We start from the raw sequence: 25,337 nt of genomic DNA, 5'->3' as shown, positions 1-25,337 counted from the left end.
TCAGACGGTGCGGGCGTGCAGCGCCGGCAGCCGTTGGCGCAGCAGCGCGAACCCGCCGAACAGCAGCGCGGCGTACGCCAGGGTCCCGAGCACGGTCCACTGGAAGAACGGGATCCCGGCGACGTAGGCCGCGGCCAGTCCCGCCGGCGTCTGCGGGTACATCGGGCTGCCCAGCCAGGCGCCGAAGTTGGTTACCACGAAGAACAGCACCGAGCCCGCCAGCGAGTAGCCCAGCACGCGGGTGCCGTTCACCTTGCCGCGCAGGCCGAAGCCGAGCAGGGTCGACAGCGCGATGCAGGCGTAGACCAGCAGGTAGCCGGCGCTCGCGAAGTAGTCCCAGTAGATGCCGCCATTGGCGAGGCCCAACGCCAGGTCGGACGCGAACATCGCGGCCAGCGGCACGAGCAGCGCCCAGCGCCGGCTGGCGAAATACGCGCCGCCGAACAGCGCCACCGCCTCGATCGGCGAGAAGTTCGGCGGATGCGGCAGCACCCGGCTGAGCGCGGCGATGAAGATCAGCGCGGCGAGGACCAGCGGGCCGGGGGCGGGAAGCGAAGCGGGGCGATTCATGCGGTCGTGATGCGGGCGGCGGAGCGGAGCCGGTAGCATAACGCAATGCCCCCGATCGCCCCGGATGCCCCGCGCGTGCACGACGTCCTCATCGTCGGCGGCGGGCTGGTGGGCGCCAGCCTGGCGATCGCGCTGGCGCCGTTGGGCCTGGACGTGGGCCTGGTCGAGGCCAGCCCGCCCGGCGCGCTGCCCGCGGTGTTCGACCAGCGCAACCTCAGCTTCGCCGAAGCCACCGTGCACGCGCTCGACGCCCTGGGCGTGCTGCCCCTGCTGCGTGCGCCGACCGGCCGCATCCGCCGCATCCACGCCAGCCGCGCCGGCGACTTCGGGCGCATCCGCCTCGATGCCGCGACGCATGGCCGCCAGGAATTCGGGCGGGTGGTGGTGGCGCGCGATTTCGGCGAGGCCCTGGAAGCACGGCTGGCGCAGTTGCGCAGCCTGAGCCGTTACCGCCCGGCGCGATTCCTCGGCCTGGAGGTTTCCGATGCCGCTTATCGCAGTGTGCGCATCGCCGGCGCCGACGGCGAGCGCGTGCTGCATGCCCGCCTGCTGGTCGCCGCGGATGGCGCGCGCAGCAGCGTGCGCGACGCGCTGGGCATCGCCGCGCGGGAACACGATTACCAGCAGACCCTGTTCGTCGCCCGGCTGCGCACGCAGGCGCCGCCGGACGGCACCGCCTACGAGCGGCTGACGGCGAGCGGCCCGACCGCCCTGCTGCCGCGCGGCGACGGGCACTACGGGCTTGTGCATGGCGTCGCGGGCGCGGAGGCCGCGGCGGTCGCGGCGCTGGACGATGCCGGCTTCCTCGCCCGCGTGCAGGCGGCATTCGGCTGGCGCGCGGGGCGTTTCCTCGCGGTCGGTCCGCGCAGCGCGTACCCGATCGTCGGCAGCGTGGCGGAGGCGCTGGTCGCGCCGCGCGCGGTGCTGGTCGGCAACGCCGCGCAGTCGCTGCATCCGCTGGGCGCGCAGGGCTTCAACCTGGGGCTGCGCGATGCGCTGACCCTGGCCGAGTGCATTGCCGCCGCGCCTGGCGATGCCGGCGACGCCGCCGTCCTGCGGCGGCATGCCGCGCGTCGCGCCGACGACCGCGCGCGCACGCTGGCGTTCTCCGATGGGCTGGCGCGCCTCACCGCCAACGATGCGCCGCTGCTGCGGCCGTTGCGCAGCGCGGGCCTGCTGGCCGGCGATGTGTCCGGCTGGCTGCAGGCATGGCTGGTCGGCGGCGCGATGGGCTATCGCGGCGACGTGCCCGCCCTGTGCCGGGGCGCGGCGTGAGCCGGCGCGGCCAGCTCGACGTGGTGGTCGCCGGCGGCGGCGTGGTCGGCGCGGCCGCCGCGCTGGTGCTGGCCCGCGAGGGCCTGCAGGTCGCGCTGGTCGAGGCCCGGCGCCCCGCGCCCTGGCGTCGCGACGACCCAGACCTGCGGGTGTATGCCTTCGCCCCGGACAACGCGGCCTTGCTCGATGGGCTCGACGCCTGGGCGCCGGTGCTCGCCGCGCGTGCGCAGCCGTATCGTGGGATGCGCGTGTGGGATGCCGGCGGCGGCGATCCGTTGGTGTTCGAGGCGGATGCGCTCGGCCAGCGCCAGCTCGGCTGGATCGTCGAGAACGGCCTGCTGGTGGACGTACTGTGGCAGCGGCTCGCCGCCGCCGGCGTGCGCCTGCACTGCCCGGCGCGCATCGCCTCGCTGCAGCAGGAGGAAGGCGGGGTGCGGGTCGGGCTCGACGACGGCAGCACGCTCGAGGCGCGCCTCGCGATCGCCGCGGATGGCGGGGCATCCGCCTTGCGCGAGATGGCGGGGATCGCCGCGCCGCGCCACGCCTACGGCCAGCAGGGCGTGGTCGCATTCGTGGCCAGCGAACATGCGCACCAGGCCACCTGCTGGCAGCGCTTCCTGCCGACCGGGCCGGTCGCCTTCCTGCCGTTCGCGACCGACGACGGCGATCCGCGCGCCGGCCGCCTCGGCTCGATCGTGTGTACCCTGCCCGATGCCGAGGCGACGCGCCTCATCGACGCCGCGCCGGAGGTTTTCGCGCGCGCGCTGGCGCAGGCCTTCGGCGGCGAACTGGGCGGGTTCGCATTGCAATCGCCGCGGGTTGGTTTCCCGTTGCTGCGGCAGTTGGCCGACGACTACGTGGCCGGGCGCGTGCTGCTGCTCGGCGATGCGGCGCACCGCGTGCATCCGCTGGCCGGGCAGGGCGTCAACCTGGGGCTGCGCGACGTCGCCGCGCTGCAGGCACTGGTGCGCCAGGCCAGGGCGAACGCCAGCGACTGGGCAAGCCCCGCGCGGCTGGCGCGCTGGGCGCGCACCCGCAAGAGCGAGAACGCGGTCAACGCCCATGCCTTCGAGGCGATCAACCGCGCGTACAGCAACGATGCGCTGCTCCCCACCCTGTTGCGCGGGCATGCGCTGTCCATTGCCGGCAAGCTGCCGCCGCTGGCGCGTGCGTTGTGGCGGCACGCCGCGGGGGTGTAGCCCATCCCGCTTCGCCTCATCGGGTGGCGAAGACGGTGATCTCCTCGCGGTCGTGGTAGAGCTGCTTCGCACGGATCGCCAGCGGTTCGCCGGCCTGCGCGGCGAACAGGTCCAGGCACAGCCGGGTTTCCTGCCAGCGTTTCTTCATCGGCAGCTTGAGGTTGAAGATCGCGTGCCGGCACCAGCCCTCGCGCAGCCAGGTGGCCATGCGTTCGGCGACGCGGCGCGGCTGCTCGACCATGTCGCAGACCATCCAGTCGAGCGCCTGCGCCGGCTGCCAGCTGAAGCCGTCGGCGCGCAGGTGTTCGACCAGGCCGGTGTCCAGCACGTGCTGGCGCAACGGCCCGTTGTCGATCGACTGCACGCGCAGGCCGTGGCGGGTCAGCACCCAGGTCCAGCCGCCCGGCGCAGCACCGAGGTCGGCCGCGCGCATGCCGTCGCGCAGCAGCCGACGGCGCTCGCCCTCGTCGAGCAGCACCAGCAGCGCTTCCTCCAGCTTCAGCGCCGACCGCGACGGGGCGTCCGCGTGCATGCGCAGGCGCGGGATGCCGAGCGGCCATGGCGCGCTGTCCGCGGGATCGCTGGCGGCGAGCAGGGCGTGGTCGCCGGAGACGAAGCAGACGTGCAGGCGCGGCAGCCGCGCATCATCCTGGGCCGACAGCAGCCCGGCCTTGCGCAGCGCCGGGCGCAGTGCGTTGCCGAGGCTGCGGGCGAGGCCGGCCAACGGCTTCGCGGCGTCGGAATCGGGATGCTCCATCACCAACGTGCCGAACCGGGCCCGGCCCTGCAGTGCGCCGAGCATCGGCGCGATGCGGTCGCGCGGGTCCAGCCCGCGCAGGTCGGCGAGCAGGCGCAGCTTCTGCCGCGCGAAGATCAGCGAGGCCCACGGCAGCGCGCGCGACAACCCATCCGCATCTTCGCAGGCATAGACCACGTGGCCGCTGTCGCGTTCGGTGCGCGCGTAACCTGCGAACCCCGCTTCCGCCGCGCGGTCGCTTAACTCGCCCGCGAGCTCCGGTTCGAAGCCTGCGCGGCAATAGCAGAGCAGGCCGTCCATCCGGCCGCTCAGTAGCGCGCGCCGCCGCTTTCGCCGTAGGCGCGCAGCACCGCGCGCGCGGCGTTGCGCTCGAGGTCGCGGACCACGGCGATGCCGCGCGATTGCAGTTCGCCCACCCAGTCCGCCGGCAGCGGGCCTTCGTCGAACTCGGTGAGCGTTTCCACGTCCTCGCTGCGCGCGCCGATCAGCAGGCGGTCGATGCCGGCCCAGACCGTGGCGCCATAGCACTGGCAGCAAGGTTGCGAGGAGGTCGCGAGGGTGATCGGCCCGACCGGCCGGTCCTCGGCATCGCGGTTCAGGCGCAGCCGCTGGGTGCGGCCCTGCGCCAGCATGTAGGCCATCATCTCGGCGTGGGCGACGCTGCAGGCGTGCGGCACCACGCGGTTGACCCCGACCGCGATGATGCGGTCGTCGGGCCCGAACACCGCGGCGCCGAACGGACCGCCCGAATTCGCCTCGATGTTGCGCTTCGACAAGTCGATCGCCAGCGCGACCTTCTCGGCATCGGACCGATACGCGCGGGTGGCGTCCACGGTGTCGTGTACCCAGGCCGGCAGGGTCAGGTGGACCTGCGCGTACAGCACGCTTACTTGCCTGCCCAGGTGTCGCGCAGGGTCACGCTGCGGTTGAACACCGGCTTGCCGGGCGCGTGGTCGTAGCGGTCGGCGACGAAGTACCCGTTGCGTTCGAACTGGAAGCCTTGTTCCGGCGCGGCGTCGGCGGCGGCCGGTTCGACGTAGCCGGTCACCACCTGGCGCGAGGCTGGGTTGAGGTAGTCGCGGTAGGTCTTGCCGTCCTCGTCGGTGTCGGGATTGGGCACCGTGAACAGGCGGTCGTACAGGCGGATTTCGGCCGGCACGCCGCGGGTCGCGCTGACCCAGTGGATGGTGCCCTTGACCTTGCGGTTGGCGCCTTCCATGCCCGGGCGGGACTCGGGGTCCAGGGTGCAGCGCAGCTCGACCACGCGGCCGTCGGCATCCTTGACCACCTCGTCGCAGCGGACGATGCCGGCGCCGCGCAGGCGCACGTCGCCGCCCACGGTGAGGCGCTTGAAGCCCGGCGGCGGCACTTCGGCGAAGTCCTCGCGCTCGATCCACAGCGTGCGCGAGAACGGGATCGCGCGCTCGCCTTGGGATGCATCCTTCGGGTGGTTGGCGAAGGCCAGCGATTCCTCGTGGCCGTCCGCGAGGTTGGTCAGCACCAGCTTCAGCGGGTCGAGCACCGCCATCCGCCGCGGCGCATGCGCGTCGAGGTCGTCGCGCAGCGCGCCTTCGAGGATGCCGATGTCGAGCAGCGAGTTCTGCTTGCTGATGCCGACGCGGTCGACCATCAGGCGCAGCGCGGACGCGGTGTAGCCGCGGCGGCGGATGCCCTGCAGGGTCGGCATGCGCGGGTCGTCCCAGCCGTCGACCAGGCCATCTTCGACCATCGCCAGCAGCTTGCGCTTGCTCATCACCAGGTAGTTGAAGTTCAGCCGCGAGAACTCGATCTGGCGCGGGGTGCCGGCCTCGCGGGGCAGGCCCTTGGCGGCCAGCGGTTCCAGCAGCCAGGGATTGCCGGCGAGGTCCACCTTCGCCACGCACCAGTCGTACAGCGGGCGGTGGTCCTCGAACTCCAGCGTGCACAGCGAATGGGTGATGCCCTCGATCGCGTCGCTGAGCGAATGCGCGTAGTCGTACATCGGGTAGATCGGCCAGTCGTTGCCGGTGTTCTGGTGCTCGACGTGCTTGATCCGGTACAGCGCCGGGTCGCGCAGGTTGATGTTGCCGCTGCCCATGTCGATCTTCGCGCGCAGGGTGCGCGCGCCATCCGCGAATTCGCCCGCGCGCATGCGCCGGAACAGGTCGAGGTTCTCCTCGACCGTGCGCTCGCGGTACGGCGAATTGCGGCCCGGTTCGGTGAGGGTGCCGCGGTAGGCGCGCACGTCCTCGGCGGACAGGTCGCAGACGAAGGCGTCGCCCTGCTTGATCAGCTTCTCGGCGGCCAGGTAGAGCACGCCGAAGTAGTCGGAGGCGTGGCGCAGGCTGGCCCAGTCGAAGCCAAGCCAGCGCACGTCGTCCTGGATCGCGCGGACGTATTCGGGGTCTTCCTTGGCGGGGTTGGTGTCGTCGAGGCGCAGGTTGCAGCTGCCACCGAACTCGGCGGCGACCCCGAAGTCCAGGCAGATCGCCTTGGCATGGCCGATGTGCAGGTAGCCGTTCGGCTCGGGCGGGAAACGGGTCTTGATCGCCGCGTGCTTCCCGCTCGCCAGGTCCTCGCGGACGATCTGGCGGATGAAGTCGGTCCGGACGGGGGCGTCGGCGGCGTTCGCGGAGGGGTTGGAGGGCACGGGCACGGACTGGCGTTGGGAGCCGGTTAGTGTAGCGGAGGCGCGTCCGGATGCGGTTTCGGCCCGGCTGGCACGCTTCATGCTTGGCATGGTTCTGGAGGGGGGACATGCAGACGGTCTATGAAGCGGCGAACGTGATCGACGCCCACCTGGTCCGCCAGGCCCTGGAGGCCGAAGGCATCCCCGCCTACGTGCGCGGCGAGGCACTGGCGGGCGGGATCGGCGAACTCGGCGTGTTCGGGCTGGTCGCGGTCATGGTGCCGGAGGCGGCCTGGCCAGCCGCGCGCGCCCTCGTCGAGGCGATGGGGCTGGCCGGCGGACAGGAAGCGCCTGCCGTGGACGATCCGGGCGGGGAGGCCGCGTGCCCGGCCTGAGGCACGCGCTGCGGGGCGTGGGGCTGGCGCTCCTGCTGGCCTTGCCCGCCGCTGCGTTGGCCTGGCTGGCCGATGTAGGTGCGGAGGGCGGGACCGACGATGCGGTCCGGGTACAGGTCAGCGCCGCCGGCGCCGTCGACGGCCGCCTGCCTTTCCGCAGCACCGGGGAGGGAGCGATCACCGCACGCGTGGCATTCACCTTGCCCGAGGGGGATGGCGATCGCTGGGTCCTGTGGCTGTCCCGTGATGCCCTCGACGAGGTGCGGGCCTGGGCACCGGGATGGGCGCCGCCGGCGCAGCATTTCCACGCTGCGCCCGATGATGCATTCCCGGCCGGCTATGCGTTCCCCTTGCCGGCGGAGTGGCGTGGCGCGCACGTGGTGCAACTGTCGCTGGCAGGCGGGGTACGCGCCGCGCCGCGGCCACGGATCATCAGCGATCGCACCATGCTGCGCATCGTGGCGCGCGATCGCGCGATCGCCTCGGCGATCTACGCCGCGATGCTGACGCTGGCCATTGCCGCGTTGGCGCTCTACGCCGCGGTGCGCGACCGCGCGTTCCTGTGGTTCGCCCTCTACGCATGCACCGGTTTGCTGCTGGCTGCGGCGATGAACGGCCACCTGGTCGCCGTGCTGCCACGTTCCCTCCTCGCTGCCGCGGGTGCGGGCGGGTTCTGGGCCACCATGCTCGTCTTCGCGGGGGTGGGCGTGCGCACGGTGTTGCGCTACGCGGTCGCGGGCGAGTCGGAAGCGCTGGGCGCATGGCGGCTGTTGCCTTGGGCGTATGTGGCGGCAGCGGTCGTGGCCCTGCTGGCCCCGCACGCCTGGGCCGCCTGGATCGGCTGGCTCGCCAGCCTCGGCTGGATCGCCGCCGTGTCGGGGTCCTTCGTGCTGGTGTATGCGGCGGCGCGGCGCGGCGTCTCGATGGCGGTCGCAATGCTGCTGCTGCTGGGACTGGTCGGCTTCGCGGGTGGTGCGCATGAACTGATGCAGTCCGGCCGCCTGCCCGACAACGCGTGGACCCGCTACGGGTACCAGTGCGCCCTCGTGCTGTTCTCGGTGGTCCTCTACGTCGGCTTGTGCAGCCGGGTGGGTGCGGTGCGGCAGCGGCTGGACGACGAGGCGCAGGCGCGTCGGGCCAGCGAGCAGAGGCTGCGCCGTGAGCAGGTCCGCGGCGACCTGGCCTCGCAGTTGCAGGCGGCGCTGCGCGATACCGACGACGGCGCGGTGGCGTCCACGGCCTTTGGCCTGCTGGCGGACGCGGCGCAGCGCCTGTTGGGGTGCGGAAGCGCGGCGGTCCTGGTCGAGGCCTACCTGGGTGATCCCGGCCTGCGCCTGCACGGCACCGACCCGGCGTCCGCCGTGGGGCGCTCGGCCATGGCCGAGCGCGGGGGCATCCGCGAGGCAGCCCTCGCGGGCACGCCGGTGGTGTTGCGCCTCGGCGACGGCGCGCGCGGCGGCGATGGTGCCGGCGCCGACCACGTGGTGGTCCCGCTCGCCGCACGTGCAGGTGGCTGGGGCGCCTTGGTGGTGCGCCTGCCGCTGCAATGCGTGCCGGACCAGGCGGAACTGGCGGCGCTGGACGGCATCGCGCGCCTGGTGGTGCTGCACGCGCAGGAGGCCCATGCCGCCGCGCAGTTGCGACGCACCGCCGAACTCGATTCCCTGACCTGCACGCTGAACCGGCATTCGCTGGACCGCGTGGCTGCCGATGCCTTCGCCGCGCGGCAGGGCACCGCATCGCCACTATCGGTCCTGTTCATCGATCTCGATTGGTTCAAGCCGATCAACGATACCCATGGACATGCCTGCGGCGACCATTGCCTGCGGGTCGTGGCGCAGGCCCTGTGCGGGCAGTTGCGCCCGGGCGATGTCGTCGGCCGCTATGGCGGCGAGGAATTCCTGGTGCTGTTGCCCGGTTCCGATGCCGCCGCGGCGCGCGTGCTTGCCGAGCGCTTGCGGCGGACCATCGAGGGGCTGAGCATCGAATGGGAAGGGCGCCGGATCCGGGTGACCGCCAGTTTCGGCCTTGCCGGCATGCGCGAACAGGACACCGGCCTTGCATCGTTGCTCGCCCGCGCCGACAAGGCGCTCTACCAGGCCAAGCGCGAGGGTCGGAACTGCGTGCGCGCCGCTTCGGCCTATGCCGAGTAGCGGAGGCGCACGCCGACCGTGGTCAGGGCAAGTATTGGCACCAGTACTGCAGCTCGCTGCTCTTGCTCGGCTCGTACACGGACTGGAACCCGGTGAAGCCGTAGGCGTCGGCACGTCCGTCGAACGGCGGGCGGTGGGTGGCCTGGTGGATCAACACCGGGTCGCCGGTGGTCATGCCGTAGGTATAGACCCGGATGAAGCGACCGGTGGTCGGCAGGTCGGCATACACCAGCTTGAACTCGAAGTAGCGGCCGATCTTGCGTCCGGCGACCTGGTAGGGCGTGGTGGTCGGCGCGGCGTCCACCGTCCATTCCTCGCCGCCATAGACCACGTGGCAGCGCGCGGTTTCCGCGTGTGCCGTGCCGGTGGCGGCGAGCGCGGCGAGCAGCAGCGAGGGGGCGAGGCGAGGCATCAGGGCGCTCCGGTGCATTGGCGGATCTCGCCGTCGCCGGCGCGGCCGCAGGGGCTGGCGACGGCGGGCGCGGGATGCGGCACGCCGTCCGCATCCAGGCGTGCGACGTGGGTGCGCCAGCTGCGCACGCCGTCGGGCCCGACCTTCAGCGACAGCACCCAGCCGGTGGTGGTCGCCTCGGTCTCGAACCCGTTGAACAGGAAGTTGCCCAGGCTGTAGACGATCGGCTTGCCCCGGTAGACCTCGGCGCCCTGGGTGACGTGCGGGTGGCCGCCGACCACGATGTCCGCGCCGGCATCGATCATCCGCCGCGCGAACGCGCGCAGCCGCGGGCTGGGTTGCGCCTCTTCCTCCCAGCCCCAGTGCATGAACGGGATCACGATGTCGGCATGGTGCACCGTGCGTGCGGCGACGATGTCCTCGAGCACCTGTTCGTCCTCGCCGCTCCATGCGACGCCGGGGCGGGTGGCATCGGCCTCGAACGAACGCGGCTTGAACTCGAGGTAGCCGAGCAGCGCGATGCGCAGGCCGTTGCGCTCGACGACCAGCGGCGCATGCGCCTGCGTGGCGTTGCGGCCGCCGCCGAAGCCGGCCAGACCCGCCCCGCGCATGAGGTCCAGTTGCTCGGCGAAGGCGGCCTTGCCGAAATCGCCGGAATGGTTGTTCGCCAGCGACATGGCGTCGAAGTGGCGCTTGAGCACCGGCAGCACGCCGGGGTCCGCGCGGAAGGTGTAGGGCTTGGCCAGCGCGGTGCCGCCGGTGGCGACCACGCATTCCAGGTTGCCGATGCGCAGGTCGTGGGACGCCAGCAACGGGGCGAACGGCTGGAAGGGATCCACGCCGCCCGCGATGAGTTCCCCGGGACGCTCGGCGACCATGATGTCGCCGACGAAGACCAGCGAGGCCTCGCGGTCGGCCGCGGCGGCGGGGAGGGCGAGCAGGCAGGCGAGGGCAGCGCAGGCGTGTCGGTTCGTCATCCACCGATCATCGCGCAAATCCGCCGCCGATGGATCAGAGGCTGGTCACCGCGCACGCGTAGACCAGTTCGCAGGCGCCGCCGCCGCTGTCCTCGCGGGTCAGCGAACTGCGCCAGCGCCAGCCGCCGGGACGGTCCAGCTGGACCAGCCAGCCGTCAACGCGCACGCGGTCGCCTTCCCCGACGCGCGCGAGGTCGGCCGCCACCGTGGCGTTGGCGGGGACCATGTGCATGTTGGCGCTGCTGCGCACGATCTCGGCGAGCGGGATCGGCGGTTCGCCCTGCCAACCGTAGCGGTACCAGCGGCCGGATTGGCGGATGTCGAGCCGGTCGAGCACGGCGTCCTCGGTCATCCGGCCCCAGCCCAGGGCGAGGTCGATGGGCGCGTAGTCGGCTTCGCGGTCGAAGCGGTAGTCCTCGCGCCCGAGCACGCGTGCCTCGACGCTGAAGCCCGCCAGCGGCGTCGTGCCGGCGTCGCCCACGCCGGGGAGCGTCAATCCGTCGGGAACGGGGGTTTGCAGCGGCGATGCCCCGCTCGCCACGCGCGGCGGCAGCGGACAGCCCGATGGCATTGCAGTCGCCTCGCGGGAGACCGGATCCGGGCGCAACGCGAGCCACCAGGCGGCGCTGCAGGCCAGCGCGGCGAGCAGCACGAGATGCCGCGCGTTCACGCCGGCGCGCCTTCAGGCCGCCGCGAGCTGGGCGCGGGTCGCGCTGCCGATGGCATTGCCGAGCTGGTGCAGGAAGGCGTCCAGCGCCGAGGACTTGCGCCACACCAGCGCGATGCGTCGGCTCGGGGCGGTGCCACGGAACGGCACCAGGCGGATGTTCGCCGGTTGCGCGATCGGCTCGTGGACCGACAACGCCGGCAACAGGGTCACGCCCACGCCTGCCGCGACCATCTGCCGCAAGGTCTCCAGGCTGGTCGCGCGGAAGCCCGACTTCTCGCGCGCGCCGGACAGGCGGCAGACATCCAGCGCCTGGTCGCGCAGGCAGTGCCCGTCCTCGAGCAGCAGCAGGGTTTCGTCCGACAACTCGGCGGCGTCGAGCGCGCTGCGGCGGGCCAACGGATGCTGCTGCGGCGCGGCCAGCACGAACGGCTCCTCGAACAGGAATTCCGCGTGCAGCTGGTCGTCGTGCAGCGGCAGCGCCAGCAGCGCCGCATCCAGCTTGCCTTCGCGCAGGCGCTGCAGGAGTTCGTCGCTCTTTTCCTCGACCAGCAGCAGTTCGAGCTGCGGGAACCGCGCGCGCAGGGTCGGCACCACGTGCGGCAGCAGGTACGGGCCGAGGGTGGGGAACACGCCCAGCCGCAGCGTGCCGGATTCGGGGTCGCGGCTGCGACGGGCGGCCTCGCGCATCTGCTCGACGTCGGCGACGATCCGGCGCGCGCGCTGGACCACGTCCAGGCCGGCCGCGGTCAGCATCACCTTGCGCGGTGCACGCTCCACCAGCACCACGCCGAGCTCGTCCTCCAGCTTGCGGATCTGGGTCGACAGCGTGGGCTGGCTGACGAAGCAGGCGTCCGCCGCCTTGCCGAAGTGGCGGAGGTCGGCGAGGGCCACCAGGTACTTGAGGTCGCGCAGGTTCATGGCGTGGCTTCCATCGGTGCGACCCCCATGGCGCGCCGCACGACCGGTCGCCGTGCAGCGTGCATGCGTCAGGCCGCTTGTGCGTCGTTGGCGTCCGGCGTCGAATGCCGGATCAGGTAATCGAAGGCCGACAGCGCAGCGGTGGAGCCGCCACCCATCGCCACCACGATCTGCTTGTACGGCTCGGTGGTGGCGTCGCCCGCGGCGAACACGCCGGGCAGGCTGGTGTGGCCGCGGTCGTCGACTTCGATCTCGCCGCGCTGGCTCAGGGTCACCGCACCCCTCAGCCAGTCGGTGTTGGGCAGCAGGCCGATCTGCACGAACACGCCCTCGACCTGCAGCTCGCGCTTCTCGCCAGTGCCGCGATCGGTGAAGGCGAGGCCGGCGAGCTTGCCGGCGGCGCCGGTCATCCCGGTGGTCTGCGCGTTCACGTGCACGCTGGCATTCGGCAGGCTGCGCAGCTTGCGCTGCAGCACCTCGTCGGCGCGGAGCTTGCCGTCGAACTCCAGCAGGGTGACGTGCTCGACCAGGCCGGCGAGGTCGATGGCGGCCTCGACGCCGGAGTTGCCGCCGCCGATCACCGCCACCCGCTTGCCCTTGAACAGCGGGCCGTCGCAGTGCGGGCAGTAGGTCACGCCCTTGTTGCGGTAGGTGTCCTCGCCGGGGACGCCGGTCTGCCGCCAGCGCGCGCCGGGCGCGAGGATGACGGTGCGCGCGCGCAGGGTCGCGCCGCTTTCGAGTTCCACGCCGACCAGGCCACCCGCCTGCGCGGCAGGCTGCAAGGCCTTTGCGCGCTGCGCGGTGACCACGTCCACGCCGTAGCTGCGCACGTGCGCCTCCAGCGACGCGGCCAGCTTCGGGCCCTCGGTGTACTCGACCGAGGGGAAATTCTCGATCGCCATGGTGTCCAGCACCTGCCCGCCGAAACGCTCGGTGACGATGCCGGTGCGGATGCCCTTGCGCGCGGCGTAGATTGCGGCCGCGGCACCGGCCGGGCCGCCGCCGACCACCAGCACGTCGTAGGGCGCGGCATCGTTGAGGGCGTCAGCGGCACGCGCCGCCGCGCCGGTATCGAGCTTGGCCAGGATCTGTTCGATGCTCATGCGGCCGGCATCGAACTCGGCGCCGTCGAGGTAGATCGTCGGCACCGACATCACCTGCCGCGCCTCGACCTCGGCCTGGAACAGGCTGCCGTCGATCGCGACGTGCTGGATCCGCGGGTTGAGCACGCTCATCGCGTTGAGCGCCTGGATGGTGTCCGGGCAGCTCTGGCAATGCAGCGACATGTAGGTTTCGAAGCGGTAGTCGCCGGGCAGCGCGCGCACCTGCGCCGCCAGCGCCTCGTCGATCTTCACCGGGTGGCCGCCGACCTGCAGCAGGGCCAGCACCAGGGACGTGAACTCGTGGCCCAGCGGGATCCCGGCGAAGCCGACCTGCACCTGGGTGCCGGCGCGGCGGATCAGGAACGACGGCTTGCGCGCGTCGTCGCCGGTCGCGCGGCTGATCTTCGGCGACAGCGCGGCGATGTCGTCGAGCAGTGCGTCGAGTTCGCGCGCGGCCTCGGAATCGTCCAGCGACGCGACCAGTTCGATCGGCTGCTGCAGGCGTTCGAGATAGGTGGCCAGTTGGTCCTTCAGGTCCTGGTCGAGCATGGCGGCATCCTCTGGGGGAGGGATGGAGGGGGATGGAAAGGGCTGCGGCCAACCGCCCGCGGGGGGCTGGCCGGAGCCCTCTCCCCGGGGCGGGGAGAGGGGCGGGCCGCGGGCGTCGGACAGGAACGCCGCCTGCGGCTTTGGGGTCAGATCTTGCCGACCAGGTCCAGCGACGGCTTCAGCGTCTTGGCGCCTTCGTTCCACTTCGCCGGGCAGACTTCGTTGGGGTGCGAGGCGACGTACTGCGCAGCCTTGAGCTTGCGCACGGTCTCCTTGACGTCGCGGGCGATCGCGTTGTCATGCACTTCCATGGTCTTGATCACGCCATCGGGGTTGATGATGAAGGTGCCGCGCAGGGCCAGGCCTTCCTCGTCGATGTGCACGCCGAACGCGCGGGTCAGCTGGTGGGTGGGGTCGCCGACCAGCGGGAACGCGGCCTTGCCGACCGCCGGGGAGGTCTCGTGCCACACCTTGTGGGAGAAGTGGGTGTCGGTGGTGACGATGTAGACCTCGGCGCCGGCCGCCTGGAACTCGGCGTAATGCTCGGCGGCGTCTTCGATCTCGGTCGGGCAATTGAAGGTGAAGGCCGCCGGCATGAAGATCAGGACCGACCACTTGCCCTGCAGGGACTGGTCGGTGACCTCGACGAACTTGCCGTTGTGGAAGGCATTGGCCTTGAACGGGGCGACCTTGGTATTGATCAGGGACATCGTGGTTCCTCGGTGTGGACGGGGGGATGATGCGACGCGACAAATCTATGGCGTGGCATTCAATCAATCAATAAAATTGATTCTATCGAAACAATAGTTAAGAGCTATTGAATTGGTCGAGGTCGCCGACCGGGCGCGTCTATGCGGCTTCCCGCCACGCGATGCGACACTGCACGCATGCAGAGCACCACGCCGCGGGTCCGGGATTTGTTGCAGCGCGCCAGCGCCATGATCGAGCGCGTCGATGCCGAGTGGCTGCTGGCGCATGCACTGGACCGCCCGCCGGGCTGGCTGTGGGCGCATGCCGACGACGCTGTCGAGGCGGCTGCCCGGGAGCGTTTCGAGGCCTTGCTGGCGCGTCGCGCCGCCGGCGAGCCGGTCGCCTACCTGACCGGGACCCAGGGCTTCTGGTCGATGGACCTCCGGGTGACGCCCGCCACCCTGATCCCGCGCCCGGAAACCGAACGGCTGGTCGAACTCGCCCTGGCGCGGCTGCCCACCGACGCCCCCTGCCGGGTCGCGGACCTCGGCACCGGCAGCGGGGCGATCGCGCTGGCCATCGCCCGCGAGCGGCCGATGGCCGCGGTGGTCGCCACCGACGCCAGCAAGGCGGCCTTGGCGGTGGCGGTGGCCAACGCGCAACGCAACGGCATCGACAATGCGTGGTTCCGTCGCGGCGACTGGTGCGAGGCGCTGGGGCGCGACCGCTTCGACCTGATCGCCAGCAATCCGCCGTACATCGCGCTCGGCGATCCGCACCTCGACCAGGGCGACCTCCGCCACGAACCGCCCGACGCGCTCGCTTCCGGCGACGACGGGCTGGACGCTATCCGCCGCATCGTCCGCGACGCCCCGGCGCACCTGGCGCCCGCGGGCTGGTTGCTGCTGGAGCACGGCTGGGACCAGGGCCAGGCCGTGCGTGCGCTGATGGCCGCGGCTGGCTTCGTCGAGGTGGGGACCGAACCCGACCTCGAAGGCCGCGACCGCGTGAGCCTGGGGCGCAGGCCCTGAACCGCGCCGGCTAGAATCCGGGATTCTCCACCGCCGGATCCCGCCATGCGCACGCTGTATCCCGAACTCGCTCCTTCCCGGACCGGCACCCTCGCGGTCGACGGCCGCCACACCCTGTACTGGGAGGAATGCGGCAACCCCGACGGCAAGCCGGTGGTGTTGCTGCACGGCGGCCCCGGCGCGGGCTGCAATGCCAACATGCGGCGCTTCCACGACCCGGCGAAGTACCGCATCGTGCTGTTCGACCAGCGCGGCGCGGGGCGCAGCACCCCGCACGCCGACCTCGTCGGCAACACCACGTGGGACCTGGTCGCCGACATCGAGAAGCTGCGCGAGCACCTCGGCATCGCGCGCTGGCAGGTGTTCGGCGGCAGCTGGGGCTCGACCCTCGCGCTGGCCTATGCCGAGACCCACCCGCAGCGGGTCACCGAGCTGGTCCTGCGCGGCATCTTCATGCTCCGCCGCTGGGAGCTGGAATGGTTCTACCAGGAAGGCGCCAGCCGCCTGTTCCCGGATGCGTGGGCGCACTACGTCGCGGCGATCCCGGAGGTGGAGCGCGCGGACCTGATCTCGGCCTTCCATCGCCGCCTGACCTCCGACGATGCCGGGGTGCGGCTGGCGGCCGCGCGCGCCTGGGCGATCTGGGAAGGCGGCACCAGCTACCTGCGGATCCCGGCGGACTACGCGGACACCCACGGCAACGCGGAGTTCGCGCTGGCGTTCGCGCGGATCGAGAACCACTACTTCGTCAACGGTGGTTTCTTCGAGGTGGAGGACCAGCTGCTGCGCGATGCCCATCGCATCGCCGACATCCCCGGGGTGATCGTGCACGGCCGTTACGACGTGGTCTGCCCGATCCAGAACGCCTTCGACCTGCACAAGGCCTGGCCGAAGGCGGAGCTGCTGGTCAGCGCGACCGCCGGCCACTCCGCGTTCGAGGCCGAGAACGCCGCCGCGCTGGTGGAGGCGACCGACCGCTTCGCTGGCTGAAGCGCGCGCCGCCTACTGGCCGTCCGCAGCGAGCACATTGGCCGCCGAGCCGACGATCAGCGGATCCGCCGGGTAGGCGACCTTCGGGTCTTTGCCCGGATAGGGCAGGGTCGACAGCACGTGGCGCATGCAATTGAGGCGCGCGCGTTTCTTGTCATCGGACTTGATCACCAGCCACGGCGAGTCGGCGGTGTCGGTGTGGAAGAACATCGCTTCCTTGGCGTCGGTGTAGTCGTCCCACTTACCCAGCGACTGCACGTCGATCGGCGAGAGCTTCCAGTGCTTCAGCGGGTCGTTGCGGCGCGAGTTGAAGCGCCGCAGCTGTTCCTCTCGGCTGACCGAGAACCAGAACTTGTAGACCCGGACGCCGCTGCGCACCAGCATGCGTTCGAACTCCGGCGCCTCGCGCAGGAACTCGAGGTATTCCGCCGGGGTGCAGAAGCCCATCACCCGCTCGACCCCGGCGCGGTTGTACCAGCTGCGGTCGAACAGCACGATCTCGCCGTAGGTCGGCAGGTGCTCGATGTAACGCTGGAAGTACCACTGCCCGCGTTCGCGCTCGCTGGGCTTCTCCAGCGCGACCACGCGCGCGCCGCGCGGGTTCAGGTGTTCGGTGAAGCGCTTGATGGTGCCGCCCTTGCCGGCGGCGTCGCGGCCCTCGAACAGCATCACGATGCGCTGCCCGCTCTCCTTGACCCAGCTCTGCACCTTCAGCAGCTCGATCTGCAGCTTCTTCTTCTCCGCCTCGTATTCCCTGCGGCGCAGGCGGACGCGGTAGGGATAGCCGGCGGGCAGCGGCGCGGAGGTGCTCTCTTCGGCGGTGACCGGCATCGCCTCCATCTCCCGCGCGGTGGCCTCCGGCACGCCGAGTTCTGCGGGCGCGATGCCTATCGGCGGCACCGCCGGCGGCGCATGGGTGCCGGCCCAGGCTTCGGCCTCGGCCTGCGCGACCGCGGCGGCGGCGGGGGTGGGGACCGGATCGGGCGCGGGCAGCCGGTTGCGCGGCTTGCGCGCGGCGGGAGCGGCCCGCGGCTTGGGGACGGGGGGCTTGGCGGTCGGGCGACGGGCCATGGCGCGTTCCTGGGTCGATGGCGAGACCCCACCATCGCACCGGCCGCAGGCCGCGGCCTTGACCGCCGTCAATCCCGGGTCAGCGGCGCGGGCTACCGTCCGGCTCGTGCTCGATCATCCACAGCCCGGCCCAGAGCTTGAGGTCGAGTTCGAAGCCCTCGGCATGCTTGCGCATCAGCCAGGCCGGCGCCTCGGCCCGCGGCACGTGGTGGACGGTGATGTCCTCGCTGTCCACCCCGCCGCCATCGCCGACCCGGACCAAGTCCAGCGCGCGCACGAAGGCGATGCGCTCGTTGCTCATGCCGGAACTGGTCGGGCCGACCAGCAGCACGTCGACCCGCCCCGGTGCCCAGCCGGTCTCCTCGATCAGTTCACGACGGGCGGCGTCGGCCAGGGTGTCCTCGGCATGGTCGTCGCCGACCAGGCCCGCCGGCATCTCGATGGTGCGCGCGCCCAGCGGCACGCGGTATTGCTCGACGAACAGCACCTCGTCGGCGGGGGTCACCGCGATCACGATCACCGCCATGCCCTGGCCGTGCGTGCGCTCGCAGGATTCCCAGTGGCCGATCTTCACCAGCCGCAGCCAGTCGCCTTCGTAGAGGGTGGTCTTGAGGTTGTGGCCCATGCCTCGATGCTACCTCACACGCATGGCGACAGAGTTGGGTGCCGGCCCCGGGTGGCGGGGAGGCGTTCGAGCGCGCCATGGACGGCGCGCGGCCGCGCATCGGAGCCGGACGCGGAGCCTAAGCGGCGCACGCCTCCCCGCCACCCGGGGCCGGCGTGCGATCAGCCAAGTTGCGTCGCCTCCGCCGCTCGGATGCTTAAGCGGAAAGTCCCGCCGCCTCCGCCAAGCGCTTGCGGGTCAGCGGACCGAAGCCGATCCAGTCCGACAGCGACTGCAGTTCGTCGGCGTCGCCGTTGCCGCGCGCGAAATGGCCCTCCGGCAGCGGCGCATCCAGCGCGATCGTGGTGAGTTGCCGCCACAGGAGTGCGTGCTCGCGCTGTTCGCGCAGGCGCACGGCGAGTTGTGCGGCCCCGCGCAGGCGCAGGAACGGCACCTCGTCGATCCGCGCAAGCAGGGCATCCAGCGAATCGAAATGCGCGAGTAGGACCGCGGCCGACTTCGGGCCGATCCCGGTGATGCCCGGGATGTTGTCGACCGCGTCGCCGGTGAGCGCCAGGTAGTCGGCGATCTGGTGCGCATGCACGCCGTGCCGCGCCTTGACCCCGTCGCGGCCCCAGCGCTGGCCCTTGGCGAAGTCGTACTGCTCGTCGTGCACGTCCAGCAGCTGCGAGAGGTCCTTGTCGGCGGACACGATCACGCTGCGGTAGCCGTGTCCGCGCGCGCGGTGCACGGCGCTGCCGATCAGGTCGTCGGCCTCGTAGTCGTGGTGTGCCAGGGTCTGCAGCCCCAGCGCCTGGCACAGGCCCTTGCACCAGGCGAACTGGCGGCGCAGCTCCGGCGGCGCGGGGTCGCGGTTGGCCTTGTAGGCCGGGTACAGCGCGTTGCGGAAGCAGGAGTCCAGCGCCTCGTCAAAGGCGATGGCGATGTGCCGAGGGCGTTCGCGCTCCAGCAGCTCCAGCAGGAAGCGGGCGAAGCCATGCACCGCGTTGGTCGGCCAGCCGTCGGCGTCGTGGAACTCGTCCGGCATGGAATGCCAGGCGCGGAATACGTACATCGAGGCATCGACGAGGTGCAGCGTCGGCGCGGCTGGCGTGTGCCCGGCGGTCACGCGCCGGTCCAGTCCGACAGCAGGGTCGCTGGGTCGGGGCGTTCGCGTTCGGGCGCCTCGACCAGCGGCGTGCCGATCGCGATGGTGCCGACCAGTTGCTCGTCTTCGGCCAGCCCCAGGGTGCCCTCGAGGAAGGCGCGGTCGTAGGCGATCCAGCCGGTCAGCCACTGCGCGCCATAACCTTCAGCCTGCGCGGCCTGCAGCAGCAGCAGGCAGACGCAGGATGCGGTGGCCAGGCGCTCGGATTCGGGGATCTTTTCGTCGGGTCCGAGGCGGGCGATTACGCACACGGTCAGCGGCGGCATCAGGAAACGCGTGCGCAGCTTGTCGAGGGCGGCGTCGCTGGCTTCCGGCTCGCGCTCGCGCAGGCGCGCCGAGGCGGCGTCGGCCAGGTGCGCGCGGTCCACGCCGGCGACGCGCAGGAAGCGGAACGGCACGCGCTTGCCGTGGTCCGGTACCCGCGACGCGCTGCGCAGGATGCGCAGCAACTGGTCGGGGTCGGGGCCGGGCGTGGCCAGCTGGCGGGTGGGCACCGAGCGGCGGCTGTCGAGGGCGGCGAGGGTCAGCATCGGCATCGGATGGGGGCGGGACTCGCCATGGTAGCGGCCGCTTTGGTTAGGATGCAGGCAACGGGTCGATGCAGGGGTGGGCGATGGCGGTGATCGTGGGCGTGGCACGCGAGACGGCGTCGGGCGAGCGGCGCGTCGCGCTGACCCCGGAAACCTGCAAGAAGCTGGTCGCGGCCGGCGCCAGCGTGCGCATCCAGCCCGGGATCGGCGATGGCGCCCATTTCCCGGACCAGGCCTATGCCGATGCCGGCGCCGAGTTGCGCGAGGACGCGCTCGCGGAGGCCGATGCGGTGCTGTGCGTGCAGCCGCCCGCGACCCCGGTGCTCGCAGGGCTGAAGCCCGGCGCGGTGCTGGTGGGCAGCCTGCAGCCGCAGGCGGACGAGGGCCGCGCGGCGGCGATCCGCGACCGCGGCCTGCTGGCGTTCCCGCTGGAACGCCTGCCGCGCACCACCCGCGCGCAGGCGATGGACGTGCTCAGCTCGCAGGCCGGCATGGCCGGATACAAGGCCGTGCTGATCGCCGCGCAACTGGCGCCGCGCTTCTTCCCGATGCTGACCACCGCGGCCGGCACCATCCGGCCGTCGAAGGTGCTGATCGTCGGCGCCGGCGTGGCCGGCCTGCAGGCGATCGCCACCGCCAAGCGCCTGGGTGCGCAGGTCGAGGGCTTCGACGTACGCCCGGAGACCCGCGAGCAGATCGAGTCGCTGGGCGGCAAGTTCCTCGACCTCGGGGTGTCCGCGGCCGGCGAGGGCGGCTACGCCCGCGCGCTGACCGACGAGGAACGCGCCGAGCAGCAGCGCCGCCTGGCCGAGCACTTGAAGAACATCGACGTGATCGTCTGCACCGCTGCCGTGCCGGGGCGCCCCGCGCCGAAGATCATCAGCGCGGCGATGGTCGCCGGGATGAAGCCCGGCAGCGTGATCGTCGACCTCGCCGCCGAGACCGGCGGCAACTGCGAGCTCACCCGCCCTGGCGCGACCGTGGTGGTAGGGGGCGTGACCATTGCCGGGCCGTTGGACCTGGCGTCGATGGGGGCGCAGCACGCGAGCGAGATGTACGCGCGCAACGTCTACAACTTCGTCTCGCTGCTGCTCAAGGACGGCGCGCTGGCGTTCGACTGGGACGACGAGCTGCTGGCGAAGACGGTATGGCCTGAGCGGGCCGTGGCGTCCTGACTCAGTCGCGTTCGCGCCGCGCCGGGGCGGGGTGCGTCGAGAGCCAGTCCCGTTTCTGTTGCGGCGTCATCTGCCGCCACTGCGCCAGGAAGGCCTTGCGTTCCGCCTCGGGCTGGCCGCGCATGAAGTGGAACAGCGCGCGCGCTTCGTCGCGCTGCTTCGGCGGCATGTGTTCCCAGCGCGACATCCCGTGGCGCGCGCGATCGCGCTGCGCCGGCGGCATCGCCTGCCAGCGCCTGGCGCGCTCCAGCATCCGCGCGCGCTCCTCCGGGTTGGCGTTCCAGCGTTCCTTGAGCGGCGCCACCAGCATCTCGCGCTGGGCCGGGCTGAGCTTGTCCCATTCCACCAGCGGCGCGGCAGGCGCCACGGGCGCGGCCTGCGCGAATGCGCCGAGCGGCGCCAGCAGCAGGGTGAGCAAGAGGAGTCGGGCGGTGCGGGTCATGGCTTACTCCATTGCGAGCTGCTGGGCGTCGGGCGACGCCAGCCACGCGTAGAACTCGGGATCCTGGTCCAGCAGGGTGTCGCCACGCGTCTCCGCAGTTGCGACCGTGGCGACGGAGGTGCTGGGCGTCGTCGGCGGGGCGATGCGGGCCGGCTGCAGTTGCAACCCCAGCCCCAGCACGCCGATCGCGGCGAACCCGGCGATGGCGTAGCGCAGGCCATTGCGCCGCGCCCGGGGTTGGGCCTGGCCGCGCAATGCCGCATACCGGCGCTGCGCCAGTTGCGCGCGTACCCGCGGGGACAGCTGCTCAAGCGCCTCGGCATGGCGGTCGCGGAGGGCGGCATCGAAAGGGGCGTGCTCGCCGGTGTTCATCGGAATTCCTCCAGTTGCTTCTGCAACGCCTCGCGGGCGCGCGACAAGTGCGTCTTCACCGATCCCTCGCTGCAGCCCATGGCCTGCGCGGTCTGGGCGACGTCGAGGTCCTCCAGCACGCGCAGGGTGAACGCCTCGCGCTGGCGGGCGGGCAGTCCGCGCAGGGCCTGGCGGATGCGCGCCCAGGCTTCCTGCCCGTCGTGGCTGCGCGACGGGTCCGGGTTGGCTTCGTCCGCCCAGTCGATCACCTCGCCATCGGCATCGCTGCTGCCTGGGACCAACCAGCGCAGCCGGAACAGCCCGCGCCGCTGCACGTCGATGATGCGGTTGCGCAGGATGCTCCAGAACAGCGGCTGCCATTCCGACGGCGTGCGATCGCGGTAGGCGAGCATCTTCATCATCGCGTCCTGGACCGCGTCGAGCGCGTCGTCGCGCTGGCGCAGGGCCACCTCGGCGAAGCGGAACGCCCGGCCCTCGATGCCGGCTAGGAACTCCGCCAGCGTCGCCGGGCCGGTCCAGGCCTCGGCGGTGGGCTCGGCGTCGCGCATCCGCGCCAGATTAGCCGCATCCACCAGCATGTCGATGTCCGTCGTGCATGGCCCGGTCCCTGCCCGGGGATCGCCGGGCGTCGGGAAGGGGAACGCTTGCCGGGCGATGCGGTTGACAGGCGTGGGAACGCCGCGATCCGTGGTTATGATGCGGGCAGGCATTCGGGGAGGAGGCGGGCGTGGGCGACGGCTTCGTGGCGTTGTACATCTTCATGCTGGCGGCGATCGCCGGGCACGTGATCATTTCCCGGGTCCCCGTGATCCTGCATACCCCGCTGATGTCGGGGTCGAACTTCATCCACGGCATCGTCCTGATCGGCGCGATGGTGGTCCTCGGCCACGCCGACACCACGCTGGAGAAGGCGCTGGGCTTCATCGCGGTCTTCCTCGGCGCGGGCAACGCGGCCGGCGGCTACGTGGTGACCGAACGCATGTTGGAGATGTTCAAGTCCTCGAAGAAGGAGGGCGCCAAGTGACCGTGCTGACCCTCGTCAAGCTGAGCTACTTCGTCGCCGCGACCCTGTTCCTGCTGGGCCTGCAGCGCATGGCCAGCCCGAAGACCGCGCGCAGCGGCATCCAGTGGGCAGGCGTGGGCATGCTGATCGCCACCGGCGCCACCTTCTTCCTGCCCGGCCTGCACAACATCGGCCTGATGCTGGTGGCCATCGTGCTTGGCGTCGGCCTGAACTGGGCCTGGGGCAAGAAGGTCGCGATCACCGACATGCCGCAGATGGTCGCCCTGTTCAACGGCATGGGCGGCGGCAGCGCGGCGGCGATCGGCGCGATGGAGTTGATCGGATTCGCGTCGTCTTCCATGGCCGGGTTGGCAATTGTGGGTGCTGGTCTTGCTGGTGAACCGACCTGGCCGTTTGCACTCAAGTTCGGGCTGGCCGCACTGGGCGGGCTCATCGGCGCGGTGTCGCTCTCGGGTTCGGTGATCGCGTGGGCCAAGCTCGATGGGCGCATGGACAAGCGCTATACCTTCCCCGGCCAGCAGTGGTTCAACGCCCTGGTCGCGCTGGTTACGGTTGGCTTGGGCATCGCCGCAGTATGGACGATGTCGCTGCCGATCATCATCGCCTTCTTCGTGCTGGCGCTGGCCTTGGGCGTGCTGATGACGCTGCCGATCGGCGGCGCCGATATGCCCGTCGTCATCTCGCTGTACAACGCGTTCACCGGGCTGGCGGTCGCGTTCGAAGGCTACGTGCTCGGCAACGAGGCACTGATCATCGCCGGCACCATGGTCGGCGCGGCCGGCATGCTGCTGACCCGGCTGATGGCCAAGGCCATGAACCGCTCGATCAAGAACGTGCTGTTCTCCAATTTCGGTGGGAGCAGCGGGGCGATGCAGGAGATCGGCGGCTCGATGAAGCCGATCGAGGCCGCCGACGTCGCCGCGATGATGGCCTACGCCGAGCGCGTGGTGATCGTGCCCGGCTACGGCCTGGCGGTGGCGCAGGCGCAGCACAAGATCTGGGAATTGACCCAGCGCCTGCAGGACCGCGGGGTCAAGGTGAAGTTCGCGATCCATCCGGTGGCCGGGCGCATGCCGGGGCACATGAACGTGCTGCTGGCAGAGGCCGGCGTGCCCTACGACCTGATCGCCGACATGGACGACATCAACCCGGAATTCGCCAATACCGACGTCTCCCTGGTGATCGGCGCCAACGACGTGGTCAACCCGGTCGCCAAGACCGACCCGGCCAGCCCGATCTACGGCATGCCGATCCTTGACGTGGTCAATTCGAAGAACACCATCGTCATCAAGCGCGGCAAGGGCACCGGCTTCGCCGGCATCGAGAACGCCCTGTTCTACGCCGACAACACGCGCATGCTGTACGGCGACGGCAGCGAGATGGCCAACGCGCTGGTCAGCGAACTCAAGGCACTGGACGGCGGCGGGCACTGAGCCCGGCCCAGGCGGCGACCAGCAAGGCCAGGCCGTACCACGCGAGGTCGAGGGGTCGGGTCGCCAGCTGCAACAGCTCCCGGGCATAGGCCGGTCCCAGCCGCAGCGCCGATTCCCAAGGGCGCAGGCCCATGCCGCGACCGACTTCGCCGGCGACGATCGCATAGTTGGCGAAGCAGATCGTGGCGAGCGTCGCCACCGTCGCGAGCGCGGCGCGCGGCCATCCGGGCGGCCAGCGCATGACCGCCAGCAGCAGGACCATGTCGGCCGCTGCCAACGGTGCCAGCCAGGCCAGTTGGCGCTCCGCCTTCAGCGCCACCAGCAGCCAGGCGGCGGCGAAGCCGAGGCTGCCCAGCGCCAGCAGGGCGAACGCGAGCCAGCGGGAAGAAGTGGGGGCGGGCATGTACGGGCCGGCGGCGGGTGGCCGCGCATCATAGCCGCGCTGGGGTTGCGGCTGGATCGGGACTAGAATGGTACGGATTCCAGATCCCGGCCCCGACGATGTACTCCCGCAACAGCGAACCCGTCCGATTCGAGCGCGACTGCGAGGCCGTCCTGGTGCCCGCGGGCGACCAGGTCACCCTGCCGGCCGGCACGGTGGGTTACATCACCCAGTCGCTGGGCGGCAGCTGGACCGTGTTCGTCGAGGGCAACCTGATGCGGATCGCGGGCAAGGATGCCGACGCCATCGGCAAGGAGCCGCCGGCGCCGATCGAACTGCCCGAAGGCGCCACCGACGAGGACGTCGAGCGCCTGGTCTGGCAGCAGTTGCGCACCTGCTTCGACCCCGAGATCCCGGTGAACATCGTCGAACTCGGCCTGGTCTATGCCGCCGAGGTGGTGCCGCGCGACGACGGCCGGCGCGACGTGCGCGTGCGCATGACCCTGACCGCGCCGGGATGCGGGATGGGCGAAGTCCTGGTGGACGATGTCCGCAGCAAGGTCGAGTTGATCCCGACCGTGGCCGAGGCCGATGTCGAGCTGGTGTTCGACCCGCCGTGGAACCAGACCCTGATGTCGGACGTGGCCAAGCTGGAAACCGGGATGCTCTAGCGGTGTCCGCCAGTGCGCGCCTGTCGCTGGCGTGATGGCAATCACGGCCGCGTGACCATCGGACTAGTCGTAGTACGTCACTTTTCGCCGTTGTGCGGTGGCGCAATCGGGTGGTGCGATGCAGCAGTTTCCCCCGTTGACCGGCCACCCGGCCCGCTCGTGGTGCGT

28 protein-coding genes are annotated in these 25,337 nt (G+C 71.3%); 10 read left to right on the top strand and 18 right to left on the bottom strand.

The window, feature by feature from the left end:
* Positions 1-570, bottom strand: a complete 570-nt coding sequence (locus ON759_RS09070; protein WP_271680052.1) for a DUF6580 family putative transport protein — start codon at positions 568-570, stop codon at positions 1-3.
* 45 nt (positions 571-615) lie between these two features.
* Between ON759_RS09070 and ubiH the strand changes: the two genes are divergently transcribed.
* Both ubiH and ON759_RS09060 read left to right on the top strand, forming a co-directional pair.
* Positions 616-1,845 (top strand): 2-octaprenyl-6-methoxyphenyl hydroxylase, encoded by a 1,230-nt coding sequence (gene ubiH, locus ON759_RS09065; protein ID WP_271680051.1) that lies wholly within the window; start codon positions 616-618, stop codon positions 1,843-1,845.
* A complete protein-coding gene (locus ON759_RS09060; protein ID WP_271680050.1) occupies positions 1,842-3,044 on the top strand; it encodes an FAD-dependent oxidoreductase in 1,203 nt (400 codons plus the stop codon). Before ubiH ends, ON759_RS09060 begins: the two co-directional genes overlap by 4 nt.
* Positions 3,045-3,060: 16 nt before the next feature.
* Here the strand turns inward: ON759_RS09060 and rlmM are convergent, their stop codons facing one another.
* From rlmM to ON759_RS09045, 3 genes are read right to left on the bottom strand one after another with little or no spacing between them, the layout of a single operon-like run.
* Complete coding sequence (rlmM, locus tag ON759_RS09055; protein ID WP_271680049.1) at positions 3,061-4,101, bottom strand: 23S rRNA (cytidine(2498)-2'-O)-methyltransferase RlmM; 1,041 nt, start codon at positions 4,099-4,101, stop codon at positions 3,061-3,063.
* A gap of 8 nt (positions 4,102-4,109) precedes the next feature.
* Positions 4,110-4,685, bottom strand: coding sequence for a nucleoside deaminase (locus ON759_RS09050; RefSeq protein ID WP_271680048.1), 576 nt, complete (start codon positions 4,683-4,685; stop codon positions 4,110-4,112).
* Between the two features lie 2 nt (positions 4,686-4,687).
* Positions 4,688-6,511, bottom strand: a complete 1,824-nt coding sequence (locus ON759_RS09045; RefSeq protein WP_425608468.1) for a glutamine--tRNA ligase/YqeY domain fusion protein — start codon at positions 6,509-6,511, stop codon at positions 4,688-4,690.
* 26 nt (positions 6,512-6,537) lie between these two features.
* On the opposite strand from ON759_RS09045, the gene ON759_RS09040 reads away from it, so the two are divergent.
* On the top strand, positions 6,538-6,804 hold the full coding sequence (locus ON759_RS09040) for a putative signal transducing protein (protein WP_271680046.1): 267 nt from the start codon (positions 6,538-6,540) through the stop codon (positions 6,802-6,804).
* Positions 6,792-8,957, top strand: a complete 2,166-nt coding sequence (locus ON759_RS09035; RefSeq protein WP_271680045.1) for a diguanylate cyclase — start codon at positions 6,792-6,794, stop codon at positions 8,955-8,957. Before ON759_RS09040 ends, ON759_RS09035 begins: the two co-directional genes overlap by 13 nt.
* Before the next feature lie 22 nt (positions 8,958-8,979).
* Here ON759_RS09035 and ON759_RS09030 read toward each other — a convergent pair whose 3' ends face one another.
* The 6 genes from ON759_RS09030 to ahpC all read right to left on the bottom strand — a co-directional run bounded on the left by ON759_RS09030 (position 8,980) and on the right by ahpC (position 14,296).
* On the bottom strand, positions 8,980-9,369 hold the full coding sequence (locus ON759_RS09030) for a hypothetical protein (RefSeq protein WP_271680044.1): 390 nt from the start codon (positions 9,367-9,369) through the stop codon (positions 8,980-8,982).
* A complete protein-coding gene (locus tag ON759_RS09025) occupies positions 9,369-10,346 on the bottom strand; it encodes a CapA family protein (protein ID WP_271680043.1) in 978 nt (325 codons plus the stop codon). Before ON759_RS09025 ends, ON759_RS09030 begins: the two co-directional genes overlap by 1 nt.
* A 34-nt stretch (positions 10,347-10,380) precedes the next feature.
* Entirely contained in the window at positions 10,381-11,016 is a 636-nt protein-coding gene (locus ON759_RS09020; RefSeq protein ID WP_271680042.1) for a hypothetical protein, read from the bottom strand.
* 12 nt (positions 11,017-11,028) lie between these two features.
* Positions 11,029-11,934 (bottom strand): DNA-binding transcriptional regulator OxyR, encoded by a 906-nt coding sequence (oxyR, locus tag ON759_RS09015; RefSeq protein WP_271680041.1) that lies wholly within the window; start codon positions 11,932-11,934, stop codon positions 11,029-11,031.
* Positions 11,935-12,002: 68 nt separating this feature from the next.
* A complete protein-coding gene (ahpF, locus tag ON759_RS09010) occupies positions 12,003-13,586 on the bottom strand; it encodes an alkyl hydroperoxide reductase subunit F (protein WP_271680040.1) in 1,584 nt (527 codons plus the stop codon).
* Positions 13,587-13,732: 146 nt separating this feature from the next.
* The gene (ahpC, locus tag ON759_RS09005; RefSeq protein ID WP_139715797.1) at positions 13,733-14,296 is read right to left on the bottom strand and encodes an alkyl hydroperoxide reductase subunit C; all 564 of its coding nucleotides are present in this window, start codon (positions 14,294-14,296) and stop codon (positions 13,733-13,735) included.
* Between the two features lie 177 nt (positions 14,297-14,473).
* On the opposite strand from ahpC, the gene prmC reads away from it, so the two are divergent.
* On the top strand, positions 14,474-15,307 hold the full coding sequence (gene prmC / locus ON759_RS09000) for a peptide chain release factor N(5)-glutamine methyltransferase (protein WP_271680039.1): 834 nt from the start codon (positions 14,474-14,476) through the stop codon (positions 15,305-15,307).
* A gap of 45 nt (positions 15,308-15,352) precedes the next feature.
* A complete protein-coding gene (pip, locus tag ON759_RS08995; protein ID WP_271680038.1) occupies positions 15,353-16,297 on the top strand; it encodes a prolyl aminopeptidase in 945 nt (314 codons plus the stop codon).
* 12 nt (positions 16,298-16,309) lie between these two features.
* Here the strand turns inward: pip and ppk2 are convergent, their stop codons facing one another.
* The 4 genes from ppk2 to ON759_RS08975 all read right to left on the bottom strand — a co-directional run bounded on the left by ppk2 (position 16,310) and on the right by ON759_RS08975 (position 19,676).
* Complete coding sequence (ppk2, locus tag ON759_RS08990) at positions 16,310-17,368, bottom strand: polyphosphate kinase 2 (RefSeq protein WP_271680037.1); 1,059 nt, start codon at positions 17,366-17,368, stop codon at positions 16,310-16,312.
* Positions 17,369-17,447: 79 nt separating this feature from the next.
* Complete coding sequence (locus tag ON759_RS08985; protein ID WP_271680036.1) at positions 17,448-17,993, bottom strand: NUDIX hydrolase; 546 nt, start codon at positions 17,991-17,993, stop codon at positions 17,448-17,450.
* A 196-nt stretch (positions 17,994-18,189) separates the two neighbouring features.
* Entirely contained in the window at positions 18,190-19,101 is a 912-nt protein-coding gene (locus ON759_RS08980; RefSeq protein ID WP_345780548.1) for a 5'-3' exonuclease, read from the bottom strand.
* A complete protein-coding gene (locus ON759_RS08975; protein ID WP_271680035.1) occupies positions 19,098-19,676 on the bottom strand; it encodes a nitroreductase family protein in 579 nt (192 codons plus the stop codon). The genes ON759_RS08980 and ON759_RS08975 overlap by 4 nt, the downstream gene beginning before the upstream one ends.
* A gap of 77 nt (positions 19,677-19,753) precedes the next feature.
* Here ON759_RS08975 and ON759_RS08970 point away from each other — a divergent pair, with 77 nt between their 5' ends.
* On the top strand, positions 19,754-20,845 hold the full coding sequence (locus ON759_RS08970) for an NAD(P) transhydrogenase subunit alpha (protein WP_271680034.1): 1,092 nt from the start codon (positions 19,754-19,756) through the stop codon (positions 20,843-20,845).
* 1 nt (position 20,846) lies between these two features.
* Here the strand turns inward: ON759_RS08970 and ON759_RS08965 are convergent, their stop codons facing one another.
* Genes ON759_RS08965 through ON759_RS08955 form a run of 3 tightly spaced genes read right to left on the bottom strand, consistent with a single transcriptional unit; the run spans position 20,847 to position 22,207 of the window.
* Entirely contained in the window at positions 20,847-21,287 is a 441-nt protein-coding gene (locus ON759_RS08965) for a DUF3106 domain-containing protein (protein WP_271680033.1), read from the bottom strand.
* A gap of 3 nt (positions 21,288-21,290) precedes the next feature.
* The gene (locus tag ON759_RS08960) at positions 21,291-21,659 is read right to left on the bottom strand and encodes a hypothetical protein (protein WP_271680032.1); all 369 of its coding nucleotides are present in this window, start codon (positions 21,657-21,659) and stop codon (positions 21,291-21,293) included.
* Positions 21,656-22,207 (bottom strand): RNA polymerase sigma factor, encoded by a 552-nt coding sequence (locus ON759_RS08955; protein WP_271680287.1) that lies wholly within the window; start codon positions 22,205-22,207, stop codon positions 21,656-21,658. Before ON759_RS08955 ends, ON759_RS08960 begins: the two co-directional genes overlap by 4 nt.
* A 179-nt stretch (positions 22,208-22,386) precedes the next feature.
* Between ON759_RS08955 and ON759_RS08950 the strand changes: the two genes are divergently transcribed.
* Positions 22,387-22,683: an NAD(P) transhydrogenase subunit alpha gene (locus tag ON759_RS08950; protein WP_271680031.1), complete on the top strand. Its 297-nt coding sequence runs from the start codon at positions 22,387-22,389 to the stop codon at positions 22,681-22,683.
* Positions 22,680-24,116 (top strand): NAD(P)(+) transhydrogenase (Re/Si-specific) subunit beta, encoded by a 1,437-nt coding sequence (locus ON759_RS08945; protein WP_271680030.1) that lies wholly within the window; start codon positions 22,680-22,682, stop codon positions 24,114-24,116. Before ON759_RS08950 ends, ON759_RS08945 begins: the two co-directional genes overlap by 4 nt.
* On the opposite strand, the gene ON759_RS08940 is transcribed toward ON759_RS08945, so the two are convergent.
* On the bottom strand, positions 24,088-24,519 hold the full coding sequence (locus ON759_RS08940) for a hypothetical protein (protein ID WP_271680029.1): 432 nt from the start codon (positions 24,517-24,519) through the stop codon (positions 24,088-24,090). The genes ON759_RS08945 and ON759_RS08940 overlap by 29 nt on opposite strands.
* Before the next feature lie 98 nt (positions 24,520-24,617).
* On the opposite strand from ON759_RS08940, the gene sufT reads away from it, so the two are divergent.
* Positions 24,618-25,169, top strand: coding sequence for a putative Fe-S cluster assembly protein SufT (gene sufT / locus ON759_RS08935; RefSeq protein WP_271680028.1), 552 nt, complete (start codon positions 24,618-24,620; stop codon positions 25,167-25,169).
* Positions 25,170-25,337 lie beyond the last annotated feature (168 nt).

The sequence above is a fragment of the Thermomonas mangrovi genome (assembly GCF_028201335.1).
Lineage (GTDB): Bacteria > Pseudomonadota > Gammaproteobacteria > Xanthomonadales > Xanthomonadaceae > Thermomonas > Thermomonas mangrovi.
The sequence above is the reverse complement of the archived record's forward strand: the minus strand, read 5'-3'. Positions and strand labels throughout refer to the sequence as shown.